Genomic DNA, 16,896 nt, shown 5'->3' with positions numbered 1-16,896 from the left:
ATGAGTGGACGATTGCCATTGTGTGTTGCCGGCGTGCAAGGGCCATGCAGTGAAGGTGCAAAGGTGGTGCAGTTCACTCCTCGGGCTGGTACTTGTAGCCAACCCCGTAGACGGAACGGATCACCTCGCGCTCCGGCCAGGTTTCGGCGATCTTGCGGCGCAGCTTCTTGACGTGGCTGTCGACGGTACGCTCGGAGACGATGCGGTGGTCGCGGTACATGTGGTCCATCAGCTGGCCGCGGGAGAAGATCCGCCCCGGGGCATGCATCATCACCTTGAGCAACTGGAACTCCACGGCGGTGAGCCCCAGGTCGTGGCCGTCGGCCAGGGCTCGCCAGCCCTCCTCGTCCAGCACCAGGTCGCTGCTGGCGGCGTCTGGCTTGCTGGCCAACTGGCCGCGGCGCAGCACCGCCTTGACCCGGGCGACCACCTCGCGGGGACTGAACGGCTTGCAGATGTAGTCATCGGCGCCGAGTTCGAGGCCCAGCAGGCGGTCGACTTCCTCGACCCGGGCGGTAAGCATGATCATCGGCAGGGCCGGCCAGCGCTGGCGGATCTCGCGGCACAGGGTGAGCCCGTCGGTGCCGGGCAGCATCAGGTCGAGCAGCACCAGCGCCGGCCCCTTCCCGGTCTGGCGGGTCTCCTCCAGCCACGGCAGCACGCTGTCACCGTGATCCAGGTGGTGAGGTTCGAAGCCGTTGCCGGCCAGGTAGTCGGCCACCAGCCGGGCGATCTTGGGTTCATCCTCGACGATCAGGATGCGCTGGGGGTGCTCTGCCTGGGTCATGCGGACTCCTCCAAGGGCGTGGTGTCATCGAGTGGTGGGAAACGCAGGACCCAGCGTAACCCACCGAGCGGCGAGGCGGCAGCCGTCATTTCGCCGCCGTGGGCCTTGACCAGGGCGGTGGCGATGGAGAGTCCCAGGCCACTGCCACCGCTGGCCCGGCTGCGCGAGCCCTCGACCCGGTAGAGCCGTTCGGTGAGTCGTGACAGTTGGGCCGCCGGGACACCCGGCGCGCTGTCATCCCAGAGGATGCGGACGCCGTCGGCGCTGCTCTCAAGGCTTACGCTCAGCCGGCCGGGGGGGCGCGTATAGGCGCAGGTGTTGTCCAGCAGGTTGCTCCACAGCTGCCGCAGGCGGCTGGCGTCGCCGCGGATCCAGGCCACCTCGGGGATCGTGCCCTCCAGGGTGAGGCCGCTATCGTCCAGCCAGCCGCTGGCCTCGTCGAGGCGCTGGCGCAGGCTGTCGGCGAGGTTCAGCGGCGCCAGCTGGACCTCCAGGGCGCCGGCGTCGCTCTGGGAGAGCAGCCGCAGGTCGGCGACCAGGCGCTCGAGCTGCTCCACCTCCTGGGAGAGCGAGTGCAGGCTCTCGTGATCCAGGCGGCGGATGCCGTCCTGCATCGCCTCGATCTCGCCGCGCAGCACCGCCAATGGGGTGCGCAGCTCATGGGCGATGTCCGAGACCCAGCGACTGCGCGCCTCGCGGCTCGCCTCCAGGGTGGCGGCCAGCACGTTGAAGTCGCGCGAGAGCCGCGACAGTTCATCGCGGCCGTGCTCCGGCAGGCGAGTGCCGTAGTCGCCTTCGGTAAGGCGCCGAGTGGCCAGCGCCATGCCCCGGGTGCGTCGTCCCAGCCACCAGGAGAGACCGCCGGCCAACAGCAGCGAAGCCAGGCCCAGGGCACCGATGATGATGCCCAGGTTACGCTGCTGGCGGGTAAGGAAGACCCGCTCCATGCGGGCCATCAGTTGTTCCGGCGGGCGATAGCCGAGGGTGCCGACGCGCTCGCCCCGGTGCTCGATGGGTAGCCAGTGAAGGGTGGCGGCCTCTTCGTCACCGTCCGGTGGCAGGCCGATCACCGGCAGCCCCTGGGCATCGTGAAGCACGAAATCCTTGGGATCGCCGAGCTGGCGCTCGATGCCCATCGGTGCCGGCCCGGCGCCGGGCCATAGCTGGTGACGGACCAGACGGTGCCAGGCGCGGGGCGAGGCGCGCAGCCACTGCCAGTCGCTGCGTTGCGACCACTCCTCGGCGAGTCCCGCGGCGAGGGTCTCGGCACGCTGGGTCTGGGTCTTGTCCAGGTAGTCGAGGAAGCCCTGGTCGAGACTTCTCGATACCGCCAAGAATACCAGGCCGGAGATGGCCACATTGACCACCAGGATCACCGCGAACAACTTGATGCCCAGCCGGGAGATGGCGGGGCGGGGCAGGGTCAGGCGCATGGGCGTCTCGCCGCGGTAGGATAGGGATGGTTCGCCAGCGTAGCGCGTCGCGATGCAGCCAATGGTCAGCGAATGTGCAAGTCGGGTGCAAGGCGCGGCTCACAACGTCAGCAGGAAGAGGATCAGGGGCGGCGAGAGCAGCGAGAGCAGGAAGCCCGAGACCACCGCTACCGGCACGCAGCCGACTCCGCCATGCTGCTGGATCACCGGCAGAGTGAAATCCATCGAGGTGGCACCGCCGTAACCGATGGCCAGGGCCGCGTGTCGCCGGATCACCAGTGGGATCAGCACGAAGGCGACCAGCTCACGGGTCAGGTCGTTGAAGAAGGCAACGGCGCCCAGCGCCGGCCCCAGGGCATCGCCTACCAGGATGCCCGACAGCGAGTACCAACCGAAGCCGGCGGCCATGGCCAGCCCCTCGTTCCAGCGCAGCCCGAGCAGCGGCGCGGCAAGCAGGCCGCCGATGAGCGAGGTGGCGGCCAGGGTCAGGGCGATGGCCAGGCCGTGAGGGTTGAGCAGGATCTGGCGCAGCGGCATCCCGGAGTTGCGTAGCTGGCAGCCGATCAATGCCAGCAGGACATAGAGCACCCATTCGGCGAGGGTCTCGGCCATGGCGTGGAGCGGTGCCGCCGATAACCATCCGGCGGCTAGGCCGAGCGTCACGCCGAGCAGCACGACCCCCACCAGGCCCAGGGAGCCGGCCATGGCGGCGAGCTTGCTGGTCGGCGCACCGGGCACCACGCGCGAGGGGTCGGCGGCAAGCTTCAGGCGGCATGACAGCCACCACAATCCCGCCAGGTTGCAGGCCGAGGTCAGCACGAACAGCGTCAGCGCCTGTCCGCCCATGCGCGACAGCTGGCCGGCGAGGTTCTCGAGGCCGGCCAGGCCGAACCCCATCAGCAGCAGGATGAGATAGACCGAGGCGTTGACCCCTCGGTTGATCGCCGTCAGCACGGCGGGGTGACGCACCGGCACCAGGTAACCCAGCACCAGGGGCAGCAGCACGATCAGCAGGCCGCTCAGCATGGAGACTCCCTTCCCTCTGTGGCCGCCGTGGGGCGGGCCTGGAAAGCGGTTACTCTAGCAGCCGCCGAGGGCCTTCCCAAGCGGCTGGCTACTCCTGCACGCTGAGTTCGCTGAGTGCCAGGTGGCTGCGCCGTTCGTCACCACGCTGGTAGTCGACCGCGAGCAGCAGGCCCGGCACCTCGGGGTGGAAGTGGAACACCAGGCGACGATCGGGCTTGTCGGCCTCCCTGGCCTCCACCGTCAGTGCCTCGAAGGTGCCCGCGGGCAGGGTGATCCGCGAGCGACCCTGGGCTCGGACCCTGAGGGCCTCCTCGCGCCCCTTGTGATCCAGGTAGCCGATATCGCAGGCGCTGGCGGCGCAGTCACCAGCGATGATGCGTCGCGAGAGCGCGAAGAGTGCCGTCTGGCGGTCCGGCAGGTGTGTCAGGTTGTCACTGGAGAGGCTGTAGCTGTCGCCCACCCCGAGCAGCATATAGCCGCTGGCGTAGTAGAGGGCCTGGATGTCCCCATTCTCCAGCAGGAAGCGGCTGCGTTCACTGCCGCTGGCGACGCGGATGCCGGTTTCCATCAGGCTCTCCCAGTAGTCGCCTTCGCGGGAGAGCCGATGGTCGACATAGGCCGCAGGCCAGCCCTTGACCTCCAGGCGATAGCGCGCGGTGAAAGGGCGCGGCGCAACCGAGGCGGTGGCCCCGCGGTTCTCTGCGCTGCGCTGCAAGGGTCCCGGCGCTGCCGGTGCATCGGCCACTGCCATCAGCGGCAAGCAGACGAGCAGCCAGGAAATGAAACGGGCCATCAGGCCTCTGGGCCGAGGCCACAGGGGGGCTCGCTTGGGCATGGTCGCTCTCCGTCGCGGGAACCGGTTGGACCGACATGGCCCGTGGTGTGTGAGGCCAGTGCCTGCCCGGAGGTTCCCCATTACCCGACGATGCCACATTTCTCCCACTGTTGGCAGGCATGGTCGTCAGCCGCTCGAGGGCAGAGCGAGCGCCGGCGCACCCGAGGAGACGAGCCGTGCTTCAGTAGCCGGCCGTGGGATCCACCGCGTCCAGCGGCTCGCCAGACTCGAAGGCGCGCAGCGCCTCGGCCACCTGGTCCAGCGCCGCCTCCAGGGGGGTCGGCCCGGCCATGTGCGGAGTCACCCAGACCCGTGGATGCGACCACAGCGGGCTCGCCGCGGGCAACGGCTCCTCGGGGAAGGCATCGAGCAGCGCGCCGCGCAGGCGTCCCTCTGCCGCGCTGTTGCCGAGTGCGGCCAGCAGCGCCGCCTCGTCGATCAGGGTGCCGCGGCCGGGGTTGATCAGGCTGGCGCCCTCGGGCAGCCGGGCCAGGGCCTCGGCGTCGATGATGTGGCGCGTGGCCGGGGTGTCGGGCAGCAGCAACACCAGGCTCTTCACCCGGCCGAGCAGGGCCTCGAGGCCAGCATCGCCGTGGTGGCAGTGGATGCCGGGCAGCGTCTTGGGCGAGCGGCTCCAGCCGTGCACCGGAAAGCCATCGGCGGCGATCATGGCCGCGACCCTGGCGCCGATGGCGCCGAGCCCCAGCACCCCCACCGGCCAGTCGGCCTTGTCCAGCGGGGCGTGCTCGCGCCACTGTCGGGCGTGCTGCTGGCGACGGTAGCGGTCGAAGTCGCGCTGGAAGTGCAGCAGGCCGTAGCGCACGTAGTCGCCGATGGGCTGCGCCATGCCGGCATCGCGCAGCTTGACGATGGGCACGTTCGCGGGCAGCCCGGGGTTGTTGAGCAGGGCGTCCACCCCGGCGCCCAGGTTGACGATGCCCTTGAGGGCCACGGGTTCGCGCAGCAGTGTTGCGGGGGGCTTCCACGCGGCCAGGTAATCCGCCTCGCGACGCTTGTCGGCCGGCGCTGCACTGGTGAAGATCTCGGCCTCGGGCAGGCGCGTGGCGAGGGCCTCCTGCCAGCGTTCGGCATCGTTGATATGGACCAGTACCTTCATGTTTCCTCCTGGGGGCGCGCGATGGATCCATCATCCCGGGCCTGGGTCTCGCGAACAAGCCCGTGGCCCCGGCATCTTTCTCATCAGGAAATGCTTGACCAGCTACCGTGGGTTGGCAGTAACCTCCCGCTATGGGAGTCCTCCCCACTGCCTGGTGCAACTGAGCGGCCCGTGGTTCGTGGCCGTTCAGGCATTCGACAGTGATCGTGACCCTGGCCCCGGCCTTCTCCTCGTCGAGAGGGCCATTTTCTTGATGTTGCTTTGGCGAGTGGCCCAATGACCCAGGTAAACCTGCCCTTCACTCGTGAGGAATATGCCACCCGGCTGTGGAAGGTCCGCGCCGAGATGGCGAGTCGGGGTATCGATGTGCTGATCGTCAGCGACCCCTCCAACATGGCCTGGCTCACCGGCTATGACGGCTGGTCGTTCTATGTGCACCAGTGCGTGCTGGTCGGTCTGGAGGGTGAGCCGGTGTGGTATGGCCGGCGCATGGATGCCAACGGGGCGTTGCGCACCTGCTGGATCGATGCGGACAACATCACCTACTACCCGGACTATTACGTCCAGAATCCCGACATGCACCCCATGGAGTACCTGGCCCAGTCGATCATGCCCGATCGCGGCTGGCACCAGGGCGTGGTGGGCATGGAGATGGACAACTACTACTTCTCGGCCAAGGCCTACCAGAGCCTGCTGCGCGAGCTGCCCCACGCGCGCTTCATGGATGCCAATGGCCTGGTCAACTGGTGCCGTGCCATCAAGTCCCCCCAGGAGATCGAGTACATGCGCGTGGCGGCGAAGATCGTCGAGGGGATGCACTCGCGGATCCTCGAGGTGATCGAGCCCGGTCTGCCCAAGAGCAAGCTGGTCTCGGAGATCTACCGGGTGGCGATCGAGGGGTGGCGCGACGAGCGCGGCCAGGTGTTCGGCGGCGACTATCCGGCCATCGTACCGATGCTGCCCACCGGCAAGGACGCTGCCGCGCCCCACCTGACCTGGGACGACACGCCGTTTCGCCAGGGGGAGGGGACCTTCTTCGAGATCGCCGGAGTCTACAAGCGCTACCATGCGCCGATGTCACGGACGGTCTTCCTGGGCCGGCCGCCGGTGGAGTTCGTGCGCGCCGAGTCGGCGCTGCTCGAGGGCATCGAGAACGGCCTGGCGGTGGCCAAGCCGGGCAACCGCACCGCGGACATCGCCATGGCGCTGGGGGCCGCCATGGACAAGTACGGCTTCGACCGCGGCGGCGCCCGCTGCGGCTACCCCATCGGCATCAGCTATCCGCCGGACTGGGGCGAGCGCACCATGAGCCTGCGTCCCTCCGACGAGACCATCCTGCAGCCGGGCATGACCTTCCACTTCATGCCGGGCCTGTGGGAGGACGACTGGGGCCTGGAGATCACCGAGAGCATCCTGATCACCGAGACCGGTTGCGAGACCCTGGCCGACTTCCCGCGTCAGCTCTTCGTGCGCTGAACATACAGAATCCAAGATTGCTGCAATGAACAACGAGGGGCGCTGGCGGCAGATCGTAGAGGGGGTCCTACGCCAGGGGTGAGGAGCACTGCTCCGAACGGGCTGGCCAAGGATGGCCAGCACCGGTCCTGCAAGCGGAGCAGGATGCGAGAGCGCCGCAGGGCGTCGGTAGCGCCCATGGATGGGTTAACAGCGCCCCCTCGAAGATCTGCCGCCAGATCAGCCCCGAGTGGCATCAAGCCCACCATGCCGATGCCATATGAGAACAAGGAGTGGTACACCATGACCAAGCGTCCCAGCCCCATCAGCGCCACCGTCGACTTCGACGCCGATGGCGTCCAGCACGGCTTCCTCAAGCTGCCCATCTCGGTGGACGACTCCGCCTGGGGGGCGGTGATGATCCCGGTCACCGTGGTCAGGAACGGCGAGGGCCCCACCGCGCTGCTCACCGGCGGCAACCACGGCGACGAGTACGAGGGCATCACCTCGTTGCTCAAGCTGTCGAGCGAGCTCAAGGCCGAGGAGGTCACGGGCCGGGTGATCATCGTGCCCTGCATGAACACCCCTGCGGTGATGGCCGGCAAGCGTACCTCGGGGCTCGACGGTGGCAACCTCAATCGCAGCTTCCCCGGCGACCCCGACGGCAGCGTGACCGAGAAGATCGCCGACTACTTCACCCGGGTGATGGTGCCGATGTGCGACGTGGTGCTCGACCTGCACTCCGGCGGGCGCACCCTGGACATCATCCCCTTCGGCGCCTCCCACGTGCTCGACGACCCCGAGCAGCAGCGCCAGGCCCTGGAGGGCGCCAAGGCCTTCGGCGCCCCCTACGCCATGATGATGTTCGAACTCGACGCCGCCGCGCTGTTCGACACCGCGGTGGAGAGCCAGGGCAAGGTCTTCGTGGCCACCGAGCTCGGCGGCGGCGGCACCTCCACCCCGGAGAGCATGGCCATCACCGAGCGCGGCGTGCGCAACTTCCTGATCCACTATGGCCTGCTCCAGGGCGAGGTGGAGATGCCGGCCGAGCCCCAGGTCTACCTCGACATGCCCGATGCCAGCTGCTACGTGCAGAGCGAACACTCCGGCGTGCTGGAGCTCTGCCACGCCCTGGGCGAGCGGGTCGAGAAGGGCGAGGTGGTGGCCCGGGTCTACGACATGACCCGTAGCGGCACTGCCCCGGTGGAGTACCGCGCGGCGCGCGGCGGCGTGCTGGCGGCAAGGCGCCATCCGGCGCTGGTCAACATGGGCGACACCATCGCGGTGATCGCCGATATCGTCGACTCCCTGGGTTGAGGCGGCCGGCAACGCGATGAAACTCGACCGCTACGACCTGAAGATCCTCGAGATCCTCTCCCATGACGGCCGCATCACCAAGTCCAGGCTGGCCGAGGCGATCAACCTCTCGGTCAGCCCCTGCTGGGAGCGGGTGCGCCGCCTGGAGAAGGCCGGCATCATCGAGGGCTACAGCGCCCGCATCAACGCCACGGCGCTGGTGCGGCGCACCCCGGTGTGGGTGCAGATCGAGCTCAAGGCCCACAACGCCGAGAGCTTCGCCCGCTTCGAGGCACTGGTCCAGGAGACCCCCGAGGTCACCGAGTGCGTCGCCGTGGGCGGTGGCGTCGATTACCTGATCAAGGTGGAGGCCGACTCCATCGATGCCTACCAGCGCCTGATCGACGCCTGGCTCACCGGCGATGCCGGCATCGAGCGCTACTTCACCTATATCGTCACCAAGAGCGTCAAGCGCCCCGTCCCGGGCTTCTCCCGCGACGACTTTGTCGGCTGAATCCGCGCCTCTGCGCGAGTAGACCGTTGAAGGGCGCTGGACGACTGCTGGCTAAGCTGGTAACTAATGGGGTGGGCGAAAGCCCACTGGCCGGGCGATCTATCCGGCACCGCGAATAGCCGGACGAGATGCAGTGCCCACGCAATACCAGGATCGCCTGACGAGAGAGACGACGATGTCCTACTTCACCATTGCCGGGGTGCAAATGCATGCTCTCCACCACGGCGACAATACCGAGGCCATGCGTCACCGGATCGACGTGCTGATGAGCCGTTTTCCCCAGGTGCAGATGGTCCTGTTCAGCGAGCTGATGCCCATGGGGGCCTCGCCACACCATGCCCAGCCGTTCCCCAGCCATGCCGAGCAGCTGTTCTGCCAGATCGCCGAGCAGCATCGCATCTGGTTGATCCCGGGCTCGATGTTCGAGCAGACCGACGACGGCATCTTCAATACCCTGTCGGTGATCAACCCTCACGGCCAGGTGGTGGCCCGTTACCGCAAGATGTTCCCCTTCCGGCCCTATGAGGCGGGGGTGGAGAGCGGCAGTGAGTTCGTGGTCTTCGACGTGCCCAACGTGGCGCGCTTCGGGGTCTCGATCTGCTATGACATGTGGTTCCCGGAGACCACCCGCACCCTGGCTGCCATGGGCGCCGAGGTGATCCTGCATCCGACCATGACTGACACCATCGACCGCGATATCGAGCTCTCCATCGCGCGCACCAATGCCGCGGTCAACCAGTGCTACTTCTTCGATATCAACGGTGCCGGCGCCATCGGCAACGGCCGCTCCATCGTGGTCGGCCCCTCCGGGGACGTCATCCACCAGGCGGGCACCGGCGAAGAGGTCATGCCCATCGAGGTGGACCTGAACCGCGTGCGACGCGAGCGCGAAACCGGCCTGCGCGGACTGGGCCAGCCGCTCAAGAGCTTCCGCGATCGGGCCGTCGACTTCTCGCTCTACCGCAGCGAGACCGGGTCGTCGCCCTTCCTCGACACCCTGGGGCCTCTGGCCAAGCCCCAGCGCGCCGATATCGAGGAGTACTGACATCCCCACCCGGAGGGCCATGCCATGCTGGAGTCCCTGAAGCGCACCCTGTGCCGGCTGCTTGGCCGCGGGGGCTCCGCGGAACGCCCCTCCCCCCGAGATGCCGTGGCGGCGGATGCCGCCCGAAACACCACCGTTGGAGCGACCACAATGAACAAGATCACCAGCATCGCCGACGTCCGCCGCCACTTCCTCAACAACAAGGAGCCGATCTACTTCATCTCGGCGACCAACTTCAACCTGCTCGGCATCGGCGACTGGGTGGGCAACTTCCGGCACATCAACTACATCGACTGCTTCGAGGGGCAGCAGCGCAACGTCTTCGTGCCCAAGGAGAAGTTTCCCCGCGACTTCGAGAGCATCGAGGACATCAACAACTACCTCCTAGAGCACAAGGAGGTGATCGACTTCATCCAGTCCCGGGCCGACGGCGAGAAGGCGGGCACCGCGGCCTTCCTGATGTTCGACGAGCACACTGAGGAGGTGTGCGAGCAGCTCGGCCTGCGCATCGCCTTCCCGCCGGCGGCGCTGCGCAGCCGCATGGACAACAAGATCGAGACGGTGCGCATCGGCAACAAGGCCGGCGTGCCCAGCGTGCCCAACGTGCTGGCGAAGGTCGGCAGCTACCAGGAGCTCTGCGAGGTGAGCCGCGAGCTGGGTGACGACCTGGTGGTGCAGACCGCCTTCGGCGACTCCGGCCACACCACCTTCTTCATCGCCAGCGAGGAGGACTACTACAAGCACGCCGAGGAGATCGAGGCCGAGGCCGAGGTCAAGATCATGAAGCGCATCAACTGCCGCGGCTCGGCCATCGAGGCCTGCGCCACCCGCTGCGGCACCGTGGTGGGGCCGCTGATGACCGAGCTGGTCGGCTTCAAGTCTCTGACCCCCTACAAGGGCGGCTGGTGCGGCAACGAGATGTTCGCCGGCGCCTTCACCCAGGAGATCCGCGACAAGGCCCGGGAGTACACCTTCCAGTTCGGCGAGGCGCTGCGCGAGGAGGGCTATCGCGGCTACTTCGAGCTCGACTTCCTGATCGACATGGATAACGGAGAGGTCTACCTGGGCGAGCTCAACCCGCGGGTGACCGGGGCCAGCTCGCTGACCAACGTGGCCGCCTTCGCCCACTCCGATATCCCGCTGTTCCTGTTCCACCTGCTGGAGTTCTCCGACGTCGACTTCGACCTCGACATCGACGAGATCAACGAGCGCTGGTCCCACCCCGAGAGTGTCGACAGCTGGAGCCAGCTGGTGATCAAGCACACCGACGAGAGCGTCGATCTGCTGACCGCCGCGCCGCGCACCGGGGTGTGGAGGATGGGCGCCGACGGCGGCATCACCTACGACCACTACAGCTACCACCCCCACGCCGCCGAGAGTGAACAGGAGGGCTTCTTCCTGCGCATCAGCGGCGCCGGGGACTTCCGCTACGAGGGCGCCGACCTGGGCATCCTGATCACCCGCGGCCGGCTGATGGACGACGACTTCCAGCTCAACGAGCGCGCCAAGGCCTGGATCGACGGCATCCGCGGCCAGTACGCCGGGCAGTCGCTGCAGGACCCGGTGGTGGAGGAGGTCGCCGTGAGCCACGCCGTGGGCGGCGGCAACTTCAAGATCCTGTGAGGGCGGCGTGCCCTTGGTGGCTGGATGCGTGATGGATGACAAGACGCTGCACTTCCGCAGCCTGAGCGAGGCCGTGCCGGGGCCCAAGTGGCGGTCGCTGTTCGACACCCACTGGCCCGCCTACGAGGCCTGGTACCTGGCCGAGGGGGAGCGCGAGCGCCCCGGCTACCTGGCCTGCCTCAACGCCCTGCGGCGGCACATGCCGGAGCTGCTGCCCACCTATCGCACTCTGTGCGACCTGGCGGGCGGCGGCGACCTCGCCGCGCGCTTCCTGAGCCTCTACCAGCCGCCCCCCTATATCACTGGTTGCTCCCAGGCGGTGCTGGCGCGTGCCGAGGAGACCCTGCTGGCGCGCAACTACGACTACCCGCCGGAGCTGTGCGAGGGCTCCATCCTGCTGACCCGCTGGAACGAACGGCGGGTGATCGCCATGACGGACTGCCTGTGGGGGGTGCTCGACGGTATGAACGATGGGGGGCTGGCCGTGTCGCTGGCCTTCGGCGGGCGCAAGGCGGTGGGCGACGGCTTCGGCGCGCCGATCATCCTGCGTTACCTGCTGGAGTTCTGCGATACGGTGCCCGAGGCCGCCGAGGTGCTGGCCCGGGTGCCCACCCACATGGCCTACAACATCACCGTGGCCGATGCCGCGGGACGCTACGTCACGGCGATGATCGGCCCGGACCGGCGTGCCAGTATCCGCCGGGTACCGGTGGCCACCAACCATCAGAAGAGGATCGAGTGGTATGCACACGCCCTGGCTTCGGAGACCCTGATCCGCGAGCGACAGCTATCCATACTGGTGGACGACGAGGCCACCGACGTGGCGCGGCTGGAGGCGGCCTTCAAGGCACCGCCGTTGTTTCGCCACGACTATCGCCGGGGACTGGGGACCGTCTATACCGCGTTCTACCGTCCCGCCGAGGGGCGCGTGCGCTACCACTGGCCGGGCCTCGACCTGGACCTCGGCTTCGACCACTTCCCCGAGGAGTGGGTCACCGTGCGCTACGGCGTACGCGAACGGCTCGGCGGGTGACCGCCAGTGATGACCCGGTAATGACAACGACAACCATCATGCAAGGGTTTTGCCATGCACGAGACGAGTCCTACCGAGACGCCCTACACCGCCCTGGGCTTCTATCACAAGATCTCCCAGCTGCGTGCCGATACCTGGAACGCTCTGAATCGTGACCTGGGCCAACTGATCAGGCAGCCCGCCGACACTGCCCGGGCGCGGACCCTGGTCAAGGCGATCGACGTCAAGCTCACCCGCCTGGAGATCATCGAGGACTACCAAGCCTTTCCCTCCAAGGAGGACTTCCGGCATCTATGGTCGCTGTTCGACCGCGAGGAGTACTCGCTGCTGGAGAAGGTGGTCAAGCGCCTGGTTCGGGCGCTGATCAGCGAGTCCTACCGCCGGCGTCACGTCGACCTCAGCGAGACCGACGGTGATGCCGAGGACCTCGAGACCCTCGACGCCCTCAACCAGTTGCGCCGCGGCCACCCGGCCTCCAACAGCTCGGCCCAGCCCTACTTCGAGCTGCTGATCGTCGACAACCTCTCCCCCCAGGAGGAGGAGGTGGTGCGCGAGGCCTTCCACAACATGCGTCGCCCGGAGGATCGCTTCGTCTACGACGTGGTCACGGTGCGTAGCTTCGAGGACGCCCTGATCGCGGTGCTGGTCAACCCCAACATCCAGGCCTGCCTGATCCGCTACGAGTTCCCCTACAAGTCGAAGTACAACCTGAGCGCGCTGCGCAACTACCTCGAGGGGCTCTCCGAGCAGGAGCTGGAGAACCAGTCCGAGGCCGACCGCAGTATCCTGCTCAGCTCGATGATCCACGAGCTGCGCCCGGAGATCGACCAGTTCCTGGTCACCAGCGGCGACGTCGAGGCCACCGCCAGCCGCGACATCCGCCACTTCAACCGGATCTTCTACCGCGAGACCGACTACATCGAGCAGCACCACACCATCCTGCGGGCCATCGACAACCGTTACCGCACCCCCTTCTTCGATGCCCTGCGCGAGTACAGCAAGAAGCCCACCGGGGTCTTCCACGCCATGCCCATCTCGCGGGGCAAGTCGGTGACCCGCTCCCACTGGGCGGGCCACATGATCGACTTCTACGGCATCAACATCTTCCTGGCCGAGACCTCGGCCACCTCCGGCGGGCTCGACTCGCTGCTGCAACCCTTCGGGCCGATCAAGAAGGCCCAGGAGTATGCCGCCCGGGCCTTCGGCGCACGCCAGAGCTTCTTCGTCACCAACGGCACCTCCACCGCCAACAAGATCGTAGTGCAGGCACTGGTCAAGCCCCGCGACATCGTGCTGATCGACCGCGACTGCCACAAGTCGCACCACTACGGCATGGTGCTGGCCGGCGCCCATGTCAGCTACCTGGACTCCTATCCGCTCAACGACTATTCCATGTACGGCGCGGTGCCGCTGCACGAGATCAAGAAGACCCTGCTTGCCTACAAGCGCGCCGGCGAGCTCGACAAGGTCAAGATGCTGCTGCTCACCAACTGCACCTTCGACGGCGTGGTCTACAACGTGCGCCGGGTGATGGAGGAGTGCCTGGCGATCAAGCCCGACCTGGTGTTCCTGTGGGACGAGGCGTGGTTCGCCTTCGCCAGCTTCAACCCCACCTACCGGCCGCGCACCGCCATGCATGCCGCGCGCACCCTGCGCGATCGCTACCGCAGCGAGGCCTACCGCGAAGAGTACGCCGCCTGGAAGGCGGAATTCGATGCCCTCGACCCGGACGACGACGCCACCTGGCTGGAGCGCCGGCTGCTGCCGGACCCCGACGCGGTGCGCATCCGCGCCTACGCCACCCACTCCACCCACAAGACCCTGACCTCGCTGCGGCAGGGCTCGATGATCCACGTCTACGACCAGGACTTCCGGCAGCGCGTGGAGGCCCCCTTCCACGAGGCCTACATGACCCACACCTCCACTTCGCCCAACTACCAGATCCTCGCCTCGCTGGACGTGGGCCGGATGCAGGCGGAGATGGAGGGCTTCGAGCTGGTCCATGCCCAGGTGGAGGCGGCGCTGTCGCTGCGCGAGCAGCTCTACACCCATCCGCTGCTGCAGAAGTACTTCCGGGTGCTCAAGAACAGCGACATGGTGCCCGCCGAGTACCGTGAATCGGGGGTGGAGTCCTACTACGACCCGGTGACCGGCTGGAACCAGATGGAGGAGGCCTGGGCGCGGGACGAGTTCGTGGTCGACCCGACCCGGGTGACCATCGCCATCGGCGCCACCGGGGTGGACGGCGACGCCTTCAAGAACGAGTACCTGATGAACAAGTACGGCATCCAGATCAATAAGACCTCGCGCAACACCGTGCTGTTCATGACCAACATCGGCACCTCCCGGGGCGCCATCGCCTACCTGCTCGACGTGCTGATCAAGCTCGCCAAGGAGTTCGAGGCGCGCTGGGAGGAGAGCAGTCGGCCGGAGCGCAAGATCATCGAGCACCGCGTACACTCCCTGACCCAGGAGCTGCCGCCGCTGCCCGACTTCAGCCGCTTCCACGACGCCTTCCGCCAGTGCGCCGACACGCCCCAGGGCGACATCCGCCGCGCCTACTTCCTCGCCTACGACGAGGAGAACACCGAATACCTGCGCTTCGACAACGGTGCGCTGCAGGCCGAGATGCGCGCCGGGCGCGACGTGGTCTCGGCAAGCTTCGTGATCCCCTATCCGCCGGGCTTCCCGGTGCTGGTGCCGGGCCAGGTGATCAGCGAGGAGATCCTCGCCTTCCTGCAGGCCCTGGACGTCAAGGAGATCCATGGCTACCGCCCGGAGCTGGGCTTGCTGGTGTTCACCGAGGCCGCGCTGGTCGACCCCGCGGCGGGCTGACCCGCCCTGCCAGGCGCGAGGGCCACAGAAAAACTTCGCGTCACGCCGACGAGGACGAAAAAAAGCCCATTCGCCTCGTCGGCTAACGAAAACTCCCGCCGCGCCATCTCCCCTACCATGTCCTCATCGAGCCGCCCGCAGGCGGCTCGCCCGTTTCTTTCGTACTGGCCCACCACGTCAATCCGGCCAGTGCTCAGGGGAGGTGCCGCATGAACATGAAGCTGTCCAGGACGCTGTCCACCATGCTCGACGATCCGCGTCTGTTCCGTCAGTACGCCTATGTCGACGGCAAGTGGACCCACGGCGACGGTGGCCGCGAGGAGGCCGTGATCGATCCCGCCACCGGCGAGGTGATCGGGCATATCCCGTGGCTCGAGGCGGACCAGATTCGTGCCGCCGTGGACGCCGCCGAGGCCGCCTTCGTGCACTGGCGCGCCCTGCGTGCCGACGAGCGCTGCGAGCGCCTGCTGGCCTGGTACGACCTGCTGCAGGCCAACCGCGAGGACCTGGCCACCATCATGACCCTGGAGCAGGGCAAGCCGCTGCCCGACGCCCGCGGCGAGGTGGAGTATGGCGCCAGCTTCGTGCGCTGGTTCGCCGAGGAGGGCAAGCGGACCTTCGGCGAGACCATCCCCAGCCACATCCCCAACGCCGCCCTGGGTACCATCAAGGAGCCGGTGGGCATCGCCGCGCTGATCACCCCGTGGAACTTCCCGCTGGCGATGATCACCCGCAAGGCCGCCGCCGCCATGGCCGCCGGCTGCCCGGTGATCGTCAAGCCCGCCGGCGAGACCCCGTTCTCGGCGCTGGCGCTGGCCGAGCTCGCCGAGCGCGCCGGGATCCCCGCCGGGGTCTTCAATGTGGTGCTGGGCGAGCCCGCCGAGGTGTCGAAGATCCTGTGTGCCGAGGATCGCGTCAAGGCGCTCTCCTTCACCGGCTCCACCCGGGTCGGCCGGCTGCTGCTGGAGCAGAGCGCCAACACCGTCAAGCGCGTCTCGCTGGAGCTGGGTGGCAACGCCCCCTTTATCGTCGGCCCGGATATGGATCCCCGGGAGGCGGCCTTCGCCGCGGTGGCGGCCAAGTTCCAGACCGCCGGCCAGGACTGCCTCGCCGCGGACCGCATCCTGGTCCACGAGTCGATCCATGACGCCTTCGTCGAACACTTCGCCGAGCGCATGGCGGCGCTGACCGTGGGCAATGGCCTGGACAGCGAGATCGACCTGGGCCCGCTGATCCACCGCCAGGCAGTGGAGAAGGCCGCGGCCATCGTCGATGATGCCATCGCGAAGGGTGCGACCCTGGTGGCCGGCGACCAGCGCCAGGCGCCGGGCGAGAACTTCTTCATGCCCACCCTGTTGACCGGGGTGACCCGTGACATGAAGATCTGGCACGAGGAGAGCTTCGCGCCGGTGGCCGGGATCACCGCCTACGCCGACGACGACCAGGTCATCGAGATGGCCAACGACACCGAGTACGGCCTGGCGGCCTACCTCTACACCCACGATATCCGCCGCATCTGGAAGCTGCTGCGGGCCCTGGAGTACGGCATGGTCAGCGTCAACTCGGTGAAGATGACCGGTCCCCCGGTACCCTTCGGCGGCGTCAAGCAGTCGGGCCTGGGCCGCGAGGGCGGCATCACCGGCATCGACGAGTACCTGGAGACCAAGTACTACTGCCTGGGTGCCCTGGGCTCCGTCTCCGGCAGCTGAGAGTAATACGGTAGGAGGCCGGGTTCCCCGGGCGACGGCGCCGATAGGCGCCTGGCAGTGCCTCCTGCGCCGGAGGGTGCATCAGGGCGCCTGCGGCGCCAGTCGCGAGGCGGAGCCTCCCTCCTACAGCGATAGTCACCGTTGTTTGTAACCGATTCGTTGTACCTTCTCCCCGGCGGGATGCCGGG

General features: G+C 67.5%; 13 protein-coding genes. 8 read left to right on the top strand and 5 right to left on the bottom strand.

What is annotated here, in order from left to right:
• Positions 1-73 precede the first annotated feature (73 nt).
• The 5 genes from NFH66_RS12480 to NFH66_RS12460 form a co-directional block, all read right to left on the bottom strand.
• Positions 74-787 (bottom strand): response regulator, encoded by a 714-nt coding sequence (locus NFH66_RS12480; protein ID WP_349610553.1) that lies wholly within the window; start codon positions 785-787, stop codon positions 74-76.
• Complete coding sequence (locus tag NFH66_RS12475) at positions 784-2,220, bottom strand: ATP-binding protein (protein ID WP_349610552.1); 1,437 nt, start codon at positions 2,218-2,220, stop codon at positions 784-786. The genes NFH66_RS12480 and NFH66_RS12475 overlap by 4 nt, the downstream gene beginning before the upstream one ends.
• Positions 2,221-2,319: 99 nt before the next feature.
• Entirely contained in the window at positions 2,320-3,246 is a 927-nt protein-coding gene (locus NFH66_RS12470) for a LysO family transporter (RefSeq protein ID WP_349610551.1), read from the bottom strand.
• An 88-nt stretch (positions 3,247-3,334) separates the two neighbouring features.
• On the bottom strand, positions 3,335-4,039 hold the full coding sequence (locus NFH66_RS12465; RefSeq protein ID WP_349610550.1) for a hypothetical protein: 705 nt from the start codon (positions 4,037-4,039) through the stop codon (positions 3,335-3,337).
• A 223-nt stretch (positions 4,040-4,262) separates the two neighbouring features.
• A complete protein-coding gene (locus NFH66_RS12460) occupies positions 4,263-5,198 on the bottom strand; it encodes a 2-hydroxyacid dehydrogenase (protein ID WP_349610549.1) in 936 nt (311 codons plus the stop codon).
• A 276-nt stretch (positions 5,199-5,474) separates the two neighbouring features.
• Between NFH66_RS12460 and doeA the strand changes: the two genes are divergently transcribed.
• The 8 genes from doeA (at position 5,475) to NFH66_RS12420 (ending at position 16,708) form a co-directional block, all read left to right on the top strand.
• A complete protein-coding gene (gene doeA / locus NFH66_RS12455) occupies positions 5,475-6,674 on the top strand; it encodes an ectoine hydrolase DoeA (RefSeq protein WP_349610548.1) in 1,200 nt (399 codons plus the stop codon).
• 282 nt (positions 6,675-6,956) lie between these two features.
• The gene (gene doeB / locus NFH66_RS12450; RefSeq protein ID WP_349610547.1) at positions 6,957-7,970 is read left to right on the top strand and encodes a N(2)-acetyl-L-2,4-diaminobutanoate deacetylase DoeB; all 1,014 of its coding nucleotides are present in this window, start codon (positions 6,957-6,959) and stop codon (positions 7,968-7,970) included.
• 16 nt (positions 7,971-7,986) lie between these two features.
• A complete protein-coding gene (locus NFH66_RS12445; RefSeq protein WP_349610546.1) occupies positions 7,987-8,463 on the top strand; it encodes an Lrp/AsnC family transcriptional regulator in 477 nt (158 codons plus the stop codon).
• Positions 8,464-8,638: 175 nt separating this feature from the next.
• On the top strand, positions 8,639-9,508 hold the full coding sequence (locus NFH66_RS12440; protein WP_349610545.1) for a carbon-nitrogen hydrolase family protein: 870 nt from the start codon (positions 8,639-8,641) through the stop codon (positions 9,506-9,508).
• A 24-nt stretch (positions 9,509-9,532) separates the two neighbouring features.
• Complete coding sequence (locus NFH66_RS12435; protein WP_349610544.1) at positions 9,533-11,131, top strand: biotin carboxylase; 1,599 nt, start codon at positions 9,533-9,535, stop codon at positions 11,129-11,131.
• 31 nt (positions 11,132-11,162) lie between these two features.
• On the top strand, positions 11,163-12,164 hold the full coding sequence (locus NFH66_RS12430; RefSeq protein WP_349610543.1) for a C45 family autoproteolytic acyltransferase/hydrolase: 1,002 nt from the start codon (positions 11,163-11,165) through the stop codon (positions 12,162-12,164).
• A 54-nt stretch (positions 12,165-12,218) separates the two neighbouring features.
• Complete coding sequence (locus NFH66_RS12425) at positions 12,219-14,999, top strand: aminotransferase class I/II-fold pyridoxal phosphate-dependent enzyme (protein ID WP_349610542.1); 2,781 nt, start codon at positions 12,219-12,221, stop codon at positions 14,997-14,999.
• 209 nt (positions 15,000-15,208) lie between these two features.
• Positions 15,209-16,708 (top strand): NAD-dependent succinate-semialdehyde dehydrogenase, encoded by a 1,500-nt coding sequence (locus tag NFH66_RS12420; protein ID WP_349610541.1) that lies wholly within the window; start codon positions 15,209-15,211, stop codon positions 16,706-16,708.
• Positions 16,709-16,896: the final 188 nt, after the last annotated feature.

It is taken from the genome of Halomonas sp. H10-9-1 (assembly GCF_040147005.1).
Lineage (GTDB): Bacteria > Pseudomonadota > Gammaproteobacteria > Pseudomonadales > Halomonadaceae > Halomonas.
The sequence above is the reverse complement of the archived record's forward strand: the minus strand, read 5'-3'. Positions and strand labels throughout refer to the sequence as shown.

Coding starts and splice junctions, on each gene's coding strand:
- NFH66_RS12480 (WP_349610553.1), bottom strand. CDS start 787: ATGACCCAGGCAGAGCACCCCCAGCGCATCCTGATCGTCGAGGATGAA.
- NFH66_RS12470 (WP_349610551.1), bottom strand. CDS start 3,246: ATGCTGAGCGGCCTGCTGATCGTGCTGCTGCCCCTGGTGCTGGGTTAC.
- NFH66_RS12440 (WP_349610545.1), top strand. CDS start 8,639: ATGTCCTACTTCACCATTGCCGGGGTGCAAATGCATGCTCTCCACCAC.
- NFH66_RS12430 (WP_349610543.1), top strand. CDS start 11,163: ATGGATGACAAGACGCTGCACTTCCGCAGCCTGAGCGAGGCCGTGCCG.
- NFH66_RS12425 (WP_349610542.1), top strand. CDS start 12,219: ATGCACGAGACGAGTCCTACCGAGACGCCCTACACCGCCCTGGGCTTC.
- NFH66_RS12435 (WP_349610544.1), top strand. CDS start 9,533: ATGCTGGAGTCCCTGAAGCGCACCCTGTGCCGGCTGCTTGGCCGCGGG.
- NFH66_RS12420 (WP_349610541.1), top strand. CDS start 15,209: ATGAACATGAAGCTGTCCAGGACGCTGTCCACCATGCTCGACGATCCG.
- NFH66_RS12460 (WP_349610549.1), bottom strand. CDS start 5,198: ATGAAGGTACTGGTCCATATCAACGATGCCGAACGCTGGCAGGAGGCC.
- NFH66_RS12445 (WP_349610546.1), top strand. CDS start 7,987: ATGAAACTCGACCGCTACGACCTGAAGATCCTCGAGATCCTCTCCCAT.
- NFH66_RS12475 (WP_349610552.1), bottom strand. CDS start 2,220: ATGCGCCTGACCCTGCCCCGCCCCGCCATCTCCCGGCTGGGCATCAAG.
- doeB (WP_349610547.1), top strand. CDS start 6,957: ATGACCAAGCGTCCCAGCCCCATCAGCGCCACCGTCGACTTCGACGCC.
- NFH66_RS12465 (WP_349610550.1), bottom strand. CDS start 4,039: ATGGCCCGTTTCATTTCCTGGCTGCTCGTCTGCTTGCCGCTGATGGCA.
- doeA (WP_349610548.1), top strand. CDS start 5,475: ATGACCCAGGTAAACCTGCCCTTCACTCGTGAGGAATATGCCACCCGG.